The sequence below is a fragment of the Pseudoalteromonas rubra genome (genome assembly GCF_005887095.1).
Lineage (GTDB): Bacteria > Pseudomonadota > Gammaproteobacteria > Enterobacterales > Alteromonadaceae > Pseudoalteromonas > Pseudoalteromonas rubra_E.
Map to the genome: position 1 here is coordinate 188909 of NZ_PNCI01000001.1, position 13651 is coordinate 202559.

Genomic DNA, 13651 nt, shown 5'->3' on the forward strand with positions numbered 1-13651 from the left:
ATCTTAAACTGGTGCGTTGTGTATTTGAGTGACAAAGACTGATGAAAATCAACCAGCTTGTTCAAAATCAGGATACTTATCAGCTAAGGCAGTCGGTTGCAAAACCCACTGCCAGCGAAACGCAGCCACCCGTTCAACCAACGACTAAGCTCAAGTTTTCAGATGCTGGCGTTGCACTCGCTCAACAGTACAATGAAGAAAAACGCGCTGTGATCTATGATCAACCCAATTACAAAACCAGCGTGGCAATCCAATCCTACAGTGCAATTCAAAACCAGGACCGACGTAGTGAAGTTCAGTCTTTGCTCGGTGTGAATATATACGCCTGACGCGGCCTGTCTTTTAGACTGGTATAGTTACTCACAATATTACTGACTACACGTTCAACTATGCAAACAGCGTTAATTGAGCATGAATATTTTTCAGCAAAAATTTAGTCAATTCATTTGTTTTAATCTGTTTTTGGAGTAATGTTAAAAGAAAAGAACAATTTATGGTTACGAGTTTGCTGAACAGATTTAACCAGTTTGCACTCAAGCTTTCTTCAAATACGATTGTTTTGTCCCTGCGGGAAGGCTATATCGCTCTTATCCCGTTTTTTATCGTTGCCTCAGTGATTACTCTTTTAAATCAGTGGCTTGGTGATGACCTGAGTAAACTTAAGTATCAGGCACTTGGTGATTTCAATACTTTGGTTTGGGGGATCTTTCCTTTACTGACACTGATATCATTTAGTTACTATCTATCAAAAAACTTAAAAATTCACACTATTGCTGGTCCGGTGTTGGTGCTTGCTTGTTTTACCGCGACAACAGGGTACATCGAAATAAGTCAGGGAACCCTGACGATAGTGCACAGAAACGGTATGCTGTATTCGCTGCTGATGCCAGTACTTTGCTGCTATTTGCTTGCGCATATTGAGCGGGTACGTTGGCTAAGGTTGGTAGGGATTAGCTCGATTAGTCTTTTTTTACGTAAACATCTGAATCTCATCATCCCCTACATTCTGGTCACTGCTTTGATCCTATTGGTGCTCCCTGTGTTTGACCATTTTACAGGACAGATCCACAATACTTTAAAGCTGCTTAATCCCACCTGGAATGTATTCGAAAAGATTTCAGCTCAGTTGATTTTTTCACATTTACTGTGGTTTATCGGAGTCCATGGTGACAACACTTATCATTTGCTGGTTTCAGGTGAACTCACCGATTACCTGGTGTTACCTCAGCTTTCGAGTTATGACTTTTATACCTGCTTTGTGATTATTGGCGGAACGGGCTGTATTTGGGGGCTGATCATAGCCTCATTGCTACTCAAAAATGCACGCCATGAACGAAGCATCGCCATGATAGCATCACCGCTTGCTCTGTTTAATATCAGTGAGGTGATGCTCTATGCGCTGCCAATTGTGTTCAATCCGTACTTGCTCATTCCTTTTTTACTTAGCCCATTGCTCAATGCATTAATTGCTTACACTTGCATTTCTACCGGGCTTATTTCCCTGAACCCTGCAATGGATATTCCCTGGTTCACCCCTGTGTTTGTCAGTGGCTGGCTACTGACACAGAGTTTGAGTGGCATTGCGCTGCAAGTGGCGCTGATAGCGCTGAATGCATGTCTTTACTTTCCGTTCTTAAAATTTAATCGCGATCATAACTTGTCTGGTAAGGCGTTGGATGTATTGCTTAAGCGGTTTACGACTGGAAGGTTGATAGAAGCCGGAGCGGAAAGTTCGTATACGCGCTCTCAACGAGAAGAGCAGATCAATGTTCACAGCCTGAAAGAAGTCACCGACGCGCTAAATCGAGGCGAGTTGATGTTGTTTTATCAGCCCAAAATAAACCCCTATACTAAGGATGTAGTTGGCTTTGAAGCCTTGCTGCGTCTTAAAGACCCGGATTGTCGTGTGCAAGGTCCCTGGTTCCTTGCAACATTAGAGCATCATGCACTGCTACATATCATAGATAACTTTGTTATCGACCAGCTGGAAGTCGACCTGGAGCAATTCGCGCGGGCCGGGTTCAGGCCAAAAGTAAGCTTTAATATCTCTCCGCAAAATTTGCTAACCGGGGGCTATAAGCGCATCGTCAAGGCGTTTGCCGATTACCCTGGGCAGGTCGAAGTCGAGCTGCTTGAATCGAGTTACATTGAAGACTTTAATCGAACTGTCGATGTAGTTAATTTACTTCGAGAAAATAAGATTGCCTGTGCCATGGATGATTTCGGTACGGGTTATTCATGTCTTTCAGTGTTATCAAAACTTAACATAGACACCATTAAATTAGACCGGAGCTTATTGCCTGAGAGCTATAACAGTAAGTCTGTGTCCTTGTATACCAATCTGTCAGAGATGATTGCCAAATTGGGGTTTCGCTTAGTGGCGGAAGGTGTAGAGACCAAAGAAGAGGAGAACCTGGTGAAGCAATCACAGGTAGACTGTGTACAGGGCTTCTTGTATTACAAGGCCATGCCTATTGATGAGGCAATGAGCCTGTTAAAAGCGCAGTATAAGCCTAATCAGGAAACGATAGAGCGAGTGGTTTGATGGCAATGGGCCTGTTGTCCAGGCCCATAAAAATGACGGGTTACTTCGCAATATATGAGATGAGCTTATCTGCGATTTGGGTATTGTTCAAAGATCCAATAAAGGCGTCGCGGCCTTCTCCGTAAGCAAAGATTTGCACATCAATGGCTGTATGACCTTTTGTTGTCCATCCCGTATAGCTGGCATCATTGATCAGCTTATTGGCAGCCTTGTAGAATGCTTCTTTTGACTCCTTTTGTGCGCGTGTAAGCAATTTTTTGGTTTCTTTGTCAAAAGGCAAGCCCGTTAATTCACTCCATGAGCTAGCCATGAGTTCAGGCTTTATGTCGTACAGGGTATTAGTCAATTCTTTAACAGAGGCTTTAACCTTTGCGACAACATCTGTTTTCCATTCATAAACGCCATTGCTTCCGAGGGTCAGGCCACCGGTTGAGTGGTCCGCAGTGACAACCAGTAAAGTGTCTGGGTTGGCATCTACATAGGCTTTTGCAAGAGACACTGCACCGGCGAAATCATCCATCTCTTTCATTGCACAGGCTATGTCATTGGCATGACCGCACCAGTCAATTTGGCTGCCTTCGATCATGACAAAAAAGCCCGCTTCATTGTGTTTGTGCAGCAATGATAGGGTTTTATCAGTCATAGTCGTAAGGCGATTCGGCTGTTCGCTATCTATGGCGTGAGGAAAGGCTACCTCTGCGAACAACCCCAATGCTGGTAAGCGCTGGAGTGAATTCAAATTGTTAAATGAGTCTGTGTATTGATAACCTGCCTGCTTAAACTCGTTGACCAGGTTTCTGTCGTCACGAATGAAGTACTTAGTACCTCCACCGAGCATTAAATCGACAGGGAGCTTGCCCGCAATCTTGTTGTCTATGTAATCGTCTGCGATTTCGTCATAGTTGCGGCGAGACTCGTTATGCGCTGCGAAACTCGCTGGCGTGGCGTGGTTTATCTGTGAGGTTGCAACTAATGCAGTCGTCATTCCTCGCTCTTTTGCCATCTCGAGCATTGTTTTAAGCGCATGTTTGTGGGTGTCTACGGCGATCGCACCATTGTAACTTTTTGACGCTGTGCTGAGTGCGGTCGCGCCCGCAGCACTATCTGTGACGACGGTATCATCATCCGGATAGGTGTGCGCCATGCCGACCAGGATTGAGTCAAATACGGTGGGCTCAACAACTTTAGTCGCTTTATTGTCTTGCATATAACGGTAGGCAGTCGTAAACGCCGGCCCCATACCATCTCCAATCATGTAAATGACATTTTTTGGAGCTGCAAGGGCTGAGTTAGACAAGGTACAGCCCAGAGCGAACGCAATAGTGCTAATTTTTCGTATCATTCGTGGTCCTTAATTTCCCGTGTGTGTGCTCGCCTCAGTGCCGGAACAATCACTACTGATGGGTGATTAATGCTTTGCACGCGAGCCAGAATGCGTAGAATATTAATGTATACCGTTCAATAAGAATATGAATTTATGTTGATTGCTAATAAAAATAAGATAAAACAGGGAAAAGTTGCCGGGTACGCATACCAGGAGCTTGGAGAGGGGAAGCGAACGGTGTTGATGCTACACGGCTGGCAGGATAATAGTAATAGTTTTTGGCCTTTGCTATCTAAGGTGTCAGGTGAACAGCTTGAACAATTCAGGTTTATCGCCTTAGATTTTCCAGGACATGGTCAATCAAACTGGCGAAGCTCAGATGCTCATTATTACTTTGTTGAGTATGTTTATGATATCTTGAGTTTTTTTCGTTATATGGATATTGAGCGTTGTGATATCGTCGGTCATTCAATGGGTGCCTTGGTTGGCGGGTTGTTTACCAGTTTATACCAAGACAAAGTTGAGTCTCTGACCTTGATAGACGGAATAGGGCTTTTGTACCAAAGTGACAAAAACGCCAGAGAACAGTTGTTGCAGGCTTTTACGGCACGCGAAGCATTCGATGAGAACATTAATTCCACGAGGCGACTGTTTGCAGATAAGCAAGCCATAGTTAAGGCAAGACTTAAAGTTAGCGATTTCAGCGAAGAAATTGCTGCTATATTAATGGAGCGAAATATCGCACAGAGTGAAGAGGGGGCTTGGTTAACAACGGACCCGAAGCTGAAACTTCCCTCGACAACGCGTTTTTCGCGTGCTCAGGCGCTGAGTTTACTGCAAGACATAGAAACATCCACTTTAGCTATAATGGGGACATCTGGTTTTGCACAGATGAAGCATAGTTTGACACAATTTTCTGATTGTTTTAAAAGGTTTAGATGTATTGAAGTCAGTGGTGGGCATCATTGTCATATGGAAAGCCCGGAGCAAGTGTTAGGAGAGATCTTAACGCATATTAAACATCCGAACCTTTCTTGATTGTATATTTATGTCAAATGTGGGACTATCCCAGCTTTAGAGTATTTACTCAATTGTTTATGTACCTTAATTATATTAAGGTAGGTTCAATATAAAAAATAACGAGAACACAGGAGCTAAGAGTGGAAAAAATCTGGTTAAAGCGCTACCCCGAAGGGATGCCGGAAACAATCGACCCAGAACACTACAACTCGCTGCTAGAATTATTCGACAACAGTTTTAAAGAGTTTGGCCAGTTACCAGCCTATAGTAACATGGGCAAAACAATGACTTACCAACAAGTTGATGAAGCGACTAAGGCCGTAGCCAGTTATATTCAAAATACCCTTAAACTAGGCAAAGGGGATAAAGTAGCGGTTATGATGCCAAATCTGTTACAAACACCTGTAACAATTTTGGGCGTGCTACGAGCCGGTTGTACCGTGGTGAACGTAAACCCGTTGTATACTGTGCGCGAGCTTGAACATCAACTCAATGATTCAGAAGCGAAAGCAATATTTATATTGGCTAACTTTGCGCATACACTTGAAAAGGCATTGCCTACCACGGGTGTTAAGCACATCGTCGTAACACAAATTGGAGACATGCTGGGTGGGTTCAAAAAGCATTTAGTCAACTTTGTCGTTAAAAAGCTAAAGAAAATGGTCCCAGACTATACTTTGCCAAATGCTATACCTTTTGCACACGCAATCAGTGCTGACCCTGGTCAGTATAAAGTACCTGATGTCACTCTGAATGACCTTGCGTTCCTTCAGTACACAGGTGGCACAACGGGTGTATCTAAAGGGGCAATGTTGACTCACGGAAACATGGTTGCAAACCTTGAGCAGGTATCCGGTTGCCTTGATAAAGTGCTTGATAAAGGGCGTGAAGTGGTAATCACAGCGTTGCCGCTTTATCATATTTTCGCATTAACAGCGAACTGCCTTACCTTTATGAAGTATGGTGGCCACAATATTCTAATCACCAACCCCCGTGATATGCCCGGTTTTGTCAAAGAGCTTTCAAAGTATCCATTTACGGCCATCACAGGTGTTAACACCTTATTTAATGGTTTATTAAACACTCCAGGATTTTCAGAGCTTGATTTCTCTACCTTAAAAATGTCGCTAGGTGGCGGTATGGCGGTGCAGCGTCCGGTTGCTGAGCGCTGGCAGACAGTGACTAAGAGTAAGCTGATGGAAGGTTATGGCCTGACAGAATGCGCACCTCTGGTTACCATTTGTCCGTGGGATCTTGATGGCTATAATGGTTCAATCGGTTTACCAGCACCAAGTACTGAACTTAAAGTGATCAATGACAGTGGAGAAGAAGTTCCATTAGGTGAGCCTGGGGAGTTATGTGTTAAAGGCCCGCAAGTCATGGTTGGGTACTATAACCGCCCAGATGCCACGGCTGAATGTCTGAAAGACGGCTGGTTCGCAACCGGTGATATTGCCATATATGACGAAGAAGGTTTCTTCTATATTGTCGACCGTAAGAAAGACATGATCTTAGTGTCTGGATTTAACGTGTTCCCGAACGAAATAGAAGAAGTTGTCGCGATGCATGATGGCGTATTGGAAGTCGCCGCCGTAGGCGTGCCACATGAAGTCAGTGGCGAGCAGGTTAAAGTTTTTGTCGTGCGAAAGGATCCATCTTTGACAGAAAAAGATATAATAAAACATTGTCGCGATAAGCTAACCAATTATAAAGTCCCTAAATTGGTCGAATTCAGAGATGAGTTGCCAAAGACCAATGTCGGCAAAATATTGCGTAGGGCATTAAAGTAAAAAGAAACCGGCGAAAGCCGGTTTTTTATAGGGAGTAAATGTGCAGTATCAATTTATCCAGCTACAAGCTGAGCTCGATGCCTTTGTAGTAAACATTTCAGACAGCAAGGTCCTGGCGATAGACACAGAGTTTATGCGTCGCAGAACCTTGTATCCTGAAATTGCCTTAATCCAGGTCTATGATGGCGAGCACCTGGCGCTGATTGATCCATTAAGCGAGCTTGATTTTTCAGGGTTATGGCATTTACTTCGAGATGAAAGCATTGTGAAAGTGCTGCATTCGCCCTCTGAAGACATAGAAGTCTTTCAAAAGTATGCGGGGTTTGTACCAACACCTTTATTCGACACTCAGTTTGCACTGCAGTTACTTGGTGAAGGTAATTGTGTGGGCTTTGCCAACATGGTAAAGAACATGCTGGATATTGAACTCGACAAGAGCATGTCCAGAACCGATTGGCTAAAGCGTCCATTGCAGGCAAGTCAGCTGGAGTATGCCGCAGCAGACGTATTCTACCTTTTACCTTGCTACCAGACGATCAGCAAGAAGATTGCTGAAAAGGGACTTTCGCATATAGTAACGTGTGAGTCGCAGCTGATTGCCCAAAAACGGGCATTCAGAACCCCGGATCATTACCTTTACCTGGGTATCAAAAATGTCTGGCAGCTAAAGCCGCGTGATCTTGCCGTCTTAAGAACACTGGCCAGTTGGCGACAGAACAAGGCCGAGAAAAAGAATTTGGCCCTCAATTTTGTGCTAAAAGAACATAATATGGTCGAAATAGCAAAGCGCAGACCGGGCTCTTTAAACAGCTTGCGAAATGTGCCGGGTGTTGAGCCAATGGAAGTGAATCGCTCAGGTAAAGAAATTCTCGCCTGTATTGAAGCGGGTAAAGCGATACCTGAATCAGAATTACCTGCGCGCGTGCAACGGCTGATTGATTACCCCGGTTATAAAGGGGCTGCGAAAGAAATAAAACAAGCAATTGCAGAAGTGGCCAGGGAACACGACATTCCGGTGGATGTGTTTGCCTCGAAAAAGCAGATCAATCAGGTGATTGGCTGGAACTGGAAGCTAGATGAACAGCAGAGAAAGACTTTCCTGAAACCTGATTTATTCCAGGGTTGGCGTCACGAGATACTTAAAGACGCGCTGTCAAAGTGGCATATTGCCTAACTCGAAGAAAGCTCGAATATAAAAAGCCGCACAGTGTGCGGCTTTTTATAGATGCTTTATTTTTGCTCGTCATCCGGTAGCGTCACGTTGAGCTCCAGCACCGCTAAATCATCTTCATTTTGCTCAAACTGCACATTGACTGCGTCAGAGTCAACTTTGACATACTTACGGATCACTTCCAGTATATCCTGCTTTAATTGAGGCAGATAATCGGGGGTGCCACGCTTGGAGCGTTCATGGGCAACGATTATTTGTAGCCGCTCTTTAGCCAGCGATGCGCTGGACTTTTTCTCGGATCGAAAATAATCAAGTAAAGACACATTAACCTCCAAAAATCCGCTTTAGCAGTCCTTTCTTTTCAACATTCAAAAACCTGAAGTCGACGATTTCACCCAACAAACGATTGATGGCATCGCTGTATGCCTGGCCTGCGTCAGACTCTGTATCCAGGATAACGGGTTGTCCTGAGTTAGATGCATTCAATACCGCTTTAGACTCAGGGATCACGCCGAGTAAATCGATGGCCAGAATTTCCTGGACATCTTCAACCGATAGCATGTCACCACTTTCGACTCGCTCAGGGTTGTAACGGGTAAGTAATAGATGCTCTTTGACAGGTTCAAGACCGTCTTCTGCACGCTTTGACTTGCTTTGTAAAATACCCAAGATGCGATCTGAGTCACGTACAGAAGACACTTCCGGGTTAGTGGTGACAATCGCTTCGTCAGCGAAGTATAGGGCCATCATTGCACCGGCCTCTATGCCCGCTGGTGAATCGCAGATGATAAAATCAAAGTCTTCCGACATGTCTTTTAATACGCGTTCAACGCCTTCTTTAGTCAGGGCATCTTTATCGCGAGTTTGTGAAGCCGGTAATATATAAAGCTTCTCCACTCGTTTATCTTTTATCAGTGCCTGATTCAGATTGGCTTCGCCATTGATGACGTTGACAAAATCATAGACAACGCGACGTTCACAGCCCATGATGAGATCTAAGTTACGCAGGCCAATATCAAAGTCGATAATGGCTGTTTTGTATCCTTTAAGTGCCAGACCTGTGCCGATCGCTGCACTCGATGTGGTTTTACCTACACCACCTTTACCTGAAGTTACGACAATAATCTTTGCCATCTGAATTATCCTTTGACCAATGCTGTTAATTCTAATGATTCGTTATTTTGTGAAATCTGGCAGGCTTTGCCCCAATGCTCTCCCTGTAAAGAGTCACTGATCCAATAACTGCCGCCGACTGAAACAAGCTCTGCTTCAAGCTTTTGGCAGTAAATACTTGCCTCATGATTTCCTTGCGCACCAGCGATAGCACGTCCTCTGAGCGTGCCATAGATGTGAATATTGCCATCGGCAATGACCTCAGCACCATGACTGACAGCCCCCAGTACAATGAGGTCCCGATCCTTTGCGTAAATTTGTTGCCCAGAGCGAACTGTGCTGTTGATAACCTGGGCGCCGAGATAGATTTCTCTTTCCACCACTTGCGTGTCAGCACTCTCCTGAGTCACAGGCTTAACGTCTTTAGTATAGTTAAGTACGGAGAGGCCTATTTCTTTTGCCTCAGCATTGTGCTGTTCTGTACCATTACATATACCAACCGGGTTTAAAGCCAGCTCTGTAAGAATACGTTTTAAATCGCTAAGGACAATACTCTGTTCCTGGACGTCGGCAAGATTGATGACGATAGGTGCCCCTTTAAAAAATTTTGGAGCCTGGGAAATTTTATCACTCAGTTGTTGTTTTACATTGCCAAGGTCGGCATCGAAGAGGTGTAAAACTGAGAGTGTAAACAGGTTTCCCTTCAATTCAAAAGACTGTGTAGACATAAGCGCTCAATACCAGTGCGAACTCTGATTAATATTGTTCTGACCCCGTACTCTGTACGTTTGAGAGTCGCAAAACTTTCCAAATATTATATAGGTCATGGTATAGTGCTACTCTCAGATTAGCAAGATTTTATAGGGTTATAATGCTAGCCGCAGTATATAAAAGTAGTAAAAAAGCCGATACTTATCTTTTTATTGAAAAACGAGACGATTTTAGCAAAGTTCCTGACCCTTTAATGGCGACTTTTGGCACGCCTATATTCGTAATCATTGTGGATTTAGCAAAACGCACCAAACTCGGGGTTGCTGATTTAAGTAACGTTAAGCAAAAATTAATCGACGATGGGTTTTATTTGCAGCTGCCGCCTCCACAAGAAAATCTTCTGGACGAATTAAAAAGACAAAACGGAGTAAAAAGTGACTAAAACACTATCCGCATTATTCGTATCTTTATGTCTGGCATCGCAAACCGTAAAAGCGGATGACCAGGCGCGCTTCGATAGCTACGTTGAAGTGCTAAAAGCTGAAGCCCGCGAAAGAGGCTATGAACAGGCTCTGATTGACAGGGCATTCAGCACGGTTAAATTCAAAAAGAAAGTGATTAAGCAGGATAAGAACCAGCCCGAAATAGTCGAGACGCTGGAAACTTATTTACCTAAACGCGTACCAGACTGGAAAGTTCAGCGAGCAAGAAAGCTCTATAAAGAAAACAAAGAGCTGCTGGATAAGATCAGCCAAGACTTTGGCGTTCAGGGTCGCTTTATTGTTGCCTTGTGGGGGCTTGAAAGTAGTTTTGGTCGTGTACAGGGCGGCTACCCTGTGATCAGCTCACTCGTTACTTTGGCATTTGATGGTCGTCGTGAAGCTTTGTATAAGCGTCAGTTATGGGCTGCGCTCGATATTCTGAAAGATGGTCACGTCAATATCGACAACTTCAAGGGTTCCTGGGCCGGCGCCATGGGTCAGTCCCAGTTTATGCCAACTTCATTTAACTCTTATGCCGTTGATTATAATAATGACGGTAAAAAGGACATCTGGACAAGTAAAGAAGATGCTTTGGCATCGATAGCAAATTACCTGAAAAGCGTGGGCTGGAATGATAATCTGACCTGGGGTCGTCAGGTAAAATTGCCTGAGGATTTCCCGAGTCAGTACGTGCTCAAGCGCGGCTCGAAAAACCACAAGCAATGGCTGGAGTTCTGGCGCGATTCTGAGCGCTCACTCGAAGAGTGGCAAAACCTGGGGGTCAGGCGTACAGATGGTACTGACTTACCTAAGGTAAATATTAGTGCCGCATTGGTAATGCCGGACGATATGAATGGTCGTATGTATCTGGCCTACAACAACTACAAAGCGCTGATGAACTGGAACCGCAGCTACTATTTCGCAACCAGTGTAGGGTATTTATCTGATCGCATAGGCTATCCGAAAATCTAGTCGTTCAGATAAAAAAACAACAATAAAAAAGGCAGCGTGCGGGCTGCCTTTTTGGTTGGGCTAATGCAAGTGAAAATCAGTAGTAACTCAGGTCCTGAGTTTTTCCCCAGAAAACCCGATAAGAAAACAAGGTGTAGCCAATGATAGCCGGCACCACCAGCACTACGCCGTACAGCATAAAGGTGAGGGCAGAAGGATCGGCAAGGGCCTCGAATATGGTGAGCGTACCTGGCACAACATATGGGAAGAAGCTATATACCAGGCCAAAGAAGCACAGTAAAAATATCATTACCGTGATGGCAAAAGGTAACCAGCAACCATGGCTGGGGTTGTCATTGAGTTTTACCAACACTCTGTCTTGTATGACAAAGAGCACCATGCAGATCAATGGCAGTGGCAGCATTAGCAGACTTATCTCGGACCCAAACCAACGCGTCTGAACGTAGGCGTTAATTAGTGGGTTAACCATGGAAACGGCCAATACACCCAGCAAAGCAATGAGATTACTCAATCGGCACCAGCGAATGGCAGAACGCTGAATCTCACCTTCGCACTTCATAATTAACCAGCCAGCCCCTATTAAGGTGTAAGCAGCAATAACGCCGACTCCGCTGAGCGCAGCAAACAGGTGACTCGCAACACTGTGTTCAAATGACATCACATACAGGCCCAGCATATACCCTTGCGAAAATGCGGTAATAAGACTGCCCAGCTTGAAACAGCGATCCCAGGTTTGCCGATAGCGGGTTTTCGCTTTGGCGCGAAAATCAAAAGCGACGCCTCTTAAAATTAATCCAAGCAGCATAAAGGCGATGGGTAAATAGAGTGCCTGCAGGATAATTGAATGTGCAGTAGGAAATGCGATTAACGCAAGGCCAACAGCCAGCACCAGCCAGGTTTCATTAGCATCCCAGAAAGGGCCAATCGACGCTATCATAGTATCCGCTGCGGGCTTATTTTTGCCTGGCAACAAAATACCGACCCCCAGATCATAGCCGTCCAGCACAGCGTAAACGATAATAGCCAGTGCCATCAGCGCACTATAGAGCAAAGCAAGATATTCGGTGCTAAACATATTGACCTCCCTGGACCGCAGGCGTTTGATACTCTTCAACTTGCACGGCATTGCGCGCAGTGTAGAACAGCGTTTTTATGTATGCTGCCAGCAAAATGGCATATAAAGTAAGATAACCAATCAGGGTCAACAAGACATGTTCGCTGGGGACGTTTGTAACCAGCTCCTCAATTTTAACCAGACCATTGACCATAAACGGCTGGCGACCAATCTCAGTGACATACCAGCCCGCCAGCGTGGCGATCCATCCTGAAAATGTCATGACTACTAGAGCTTTAAGTTGCCAGGTCGGGAGAGTCGAGCGCTTCCACAAGGTATATCGAGTAACCAAGGCGACGAGTATCATTAAAACGCCCATACCCACCATGATCCTAAAGCCAAAAAACACAGGTTTAACCGGAGGATGTTCCCCTTTAAATTCATTAAGCCCCTTGATTTCGCCTTGTGCATCGTGTGTCAGGATCAGGCTAGCCAAATTAGGAATGGCGATTTCAAAGTGATTGGTTCTGGTTTGCTCATCCGGTATGGCAAAGAGCAACATAGGCGCACCTTGTTCGGTTTCCCAGACACCTTCCATCGCGGCCACTTTTTGAGGCTGGTGCTCGAAGGTGTTCAGACCATGGAGATCGCCGACAAACATTTGCATCGGGGCGAGCAGGGCTGCGACCGTAAGCGATACTTTCAAGGTTAGTTTAGGAGCGTGCTTATGGTCCTCTTTAAGCAGGCGATACGCGCTTATCCCGGCTACCAGAAAAGACGCGGTGAGCCCGCTTGCCAGTAACATATGGAAAAAGCGATAACCAAATGACGGATTGAAGATGATCTCAAACCAGTCTTCGGGATAGAACACGCCATCTACCAGGGTGTAGCCAGTCGGGGTTTGCAGCCAACTGTTCAAAGACAAGATCCAAAAAGCCGACAGGGTAGTGCCTATGGCAACTATAAGTGTCGCAAAGGTATGCAGGCGCGGACTGACCCGTTTCATGCCAAACAGCATAATGCCTAAAAAGGTGGCTTCCATAAAAAAGGCGGTTAGCACTTCATAGCCAAGTAAGGGTCCTGCTATATTGCCGACACGCTCCATAAATCCGGGCCAGTTGGTACCGAATTGAAAAGACATGGTGATACCACTGACGACGCCGAGCGCAAAAGTGAGGGCAAATATTTTCACCCAAAATCGATAGGCCCGAAGCCAAACCGCTTCGCCGGTTCGGTCGTAACGAAACTTGAAGAACACCAGAAACCAGGCCAAAGCTATGGTGATGGTGGGAAAAAGAATATGAAAGCTTATATTTGCCGCAAATTGAATACGCGACAACAGTAGGGTATCAAGCATGACGCACCTCGCATATTATATCAGTTTAGCCGGGCCTGGAGCAGGCCAAATGGTTTGACTGATACGACTGGAATGCGCGGGCACGAACCGCGCACAATGAAAAAATCCTTTT

At 45.1% G+C, this 13651-nt stretch carries 13 protein-coding genes; 7 read left to right on the top strand and 6 right to left on the bottom strand.

The annotated features are described in order from the left end of the window. The first annotated feature begins 41 nt into the window (after positions 1 to 41). Positions 42 to 329: a hypothetical protein gene (locus CWB99_RS00775; protein ID WP_138551889.1), complete on the top strand. Its 288-nt coding sequence runs from the start codon at positions 42 to 44 to the stop codon at positions 327 to 329. A 164-nt stretch (positions 330 to 493) separates the two neighbouring features. After that, entirely contained in the window at positions 494 to 2545 is a 2052-nt protein-coding gene (locus tag CWB99_RS00780) for an EAL domain-containing protein (protein WP_138551888.1), read from the top strand. 40 nt (positions 2546 to 2585) lie between these two features. Here CWB99_RS00780 and CWB99_RS00785 read toward each other — a convergent pair whose 3' ends face one another. After that, positions 2586 to 3887, bottom strand: a complete 1302-nt coding sequence (locus CWB99_RS00785; RefSeq protein WP_138551887.1) for an alkaline phosphatase — start codon at positions 3885 to 3887, stop codon at positions 2586 to 2588. 135 nt (positions 3888 to 4022) lie between these two features. On the opposite strand from CWB99_RS00785, the gene CWB99_RS00790 reads away from it, so the two are divergent. The 3 genes from CWB99_RS00790 (at position 4023) to rnd (ending at position 7853) form a co-directional block, all read left to right on the top strand. Further along, positions 4023 to 4907: an alpha/beta fold hydrolase gene (locus CWB99_RS00790; protein WP_138551886.1), complete on the top strand. Its 885-nt coding sequence runs from the start codon at positions 4023 to 4025 to the stop codon at positions 4905 to 4907. A gap of 122 nt (positions 4908 to 5029) precedes the next feature. Further along, entirely contained in the window at positions 5030 to 6679 is a 1650-nt protein-coding gene (fadD, locus tag CWB99_RS00795; protein ID WP_138551885.1) for a long-chain-fatty-acid--CoA ligase FadD, read from the top strand. A 40-nt stretch (positions 6680 to 6719) separates the two neighbouring features. Beyond that, positions 6720 to 7853 carry a ribonuclease D gene (gene rnd, locus CWB99_RS00800; RefSeq protein ID WP_138551884.1) on the top strand — a complete coding sequence of 378 codons (1134 nt, stop codon included), beginning with the start codon at positions 6720 to 6722 and terminating at the stop codon, positions 7851 to 7853. Positions 7854 to 7909: 56 nt separating this feature from the next. On the opposite strand, the gene minE is transcribed toward rnd, so the two are convergent. The 3 genes from minE to minC are packed head-to-tail and all read right to left on the bottom strand — an operon-like array spanning position 7910 to position 9691. Further along, positions 7910 to 8173, bottom strand: coding sequence for a cell division topological specificity factor MinE (minE, locus tag CWB99_RS00805; RefSeq protein ID WP_010381216.1), 264 nt, complete (start codon positions 8171 to 8173; stop codon positions 7910 to 7912). A 1-nt stretch (position 8174) separates the two neighbouring features. Beyond that, entirely contained in the window at positions 8175 to 8984 is an 810-nt protein-coding gene (minD, locus tag CWB99_RS00810) for a septum site-determining protein MinD (RefSeq protein WP_046005220.1), read from the bottom strand. Positions 8985 to 8989: 5 nt separating this feature from the next. Next, complete coding sequence (gene minC, locus CWB99_RS00815; protein ID WP_138551883.1) at positions 8990 to 9691, bottom strand: septum site-determining protein MinC; 702 nt, start codon at positions 9689 to 9691, stop codon at positions 8990 to 8992. Positions 9692 to 9834: 143 nt separating this feature from the next. On the opposite strand from minC, the gene CWB99_RS00820 reads away from it, so the two are divergent. Continuing rightward, complete coding sequence (locus CWB99_RS00820) at positions 9835 to 10116, top strand: YcgL domain-containing protein (RefSeq protein WP_054016620.1); 282 nt, start codon at positions 9835 to 9837, stop codon at positions 10114 to 10116. Continuing rightward, a complete protein-coding gene (locus tag CWB99_RS00825; protein ID WP_138551882.1) occupies positions 10109 to 11128 on the top strand; it encodes a lytic murein transglycosylase in 1020 nt (339 codons plus the stop codon). The genes CWB99_RS00820 and CWB99_RS00825 overlap by 8 nt, the downstream gene beginning before the upstream one ends. 76 nt (positions 11129 to 11204) lie before the next feature. On the opposite strand, the gene CWB99_RS00830 is transcribed toward CWB99_RS00825, so the two are convergent. Both CWB99_RS00830 and CWB99_RS00835 read right to left on the bottom strand, forming a co-directional pair. Then, on the bottom strand, positions 11205 to 12203 hold the full coding sequence (locus tag CWB99_RS00830; protein WP_138551881.1) for a cytochrome d ubiquinol oxidase subunit II: 999 nt from the start codon (positions 12201 to 12203) through the stop codon (positions 11205 to 11207). Beyond that, complete coding sequence (locus CWB99_RS00835) at positions 12196 to 13539, bottom strand: cytochrome ubiquinol oxidase subunit I (protein ID WP_138551880.1); 1344 nt, start codon at positions 13537 to 13539, stop codon at positions 12196 to 12198. The genes CWB99_RS00830 and CWB99_RS00835 overlap by 8 nt, the downstream gene beginning before the upstream one ends. Between the last annotated feature and the right edge of the window lie 112 nt (positions 13540 to 13651).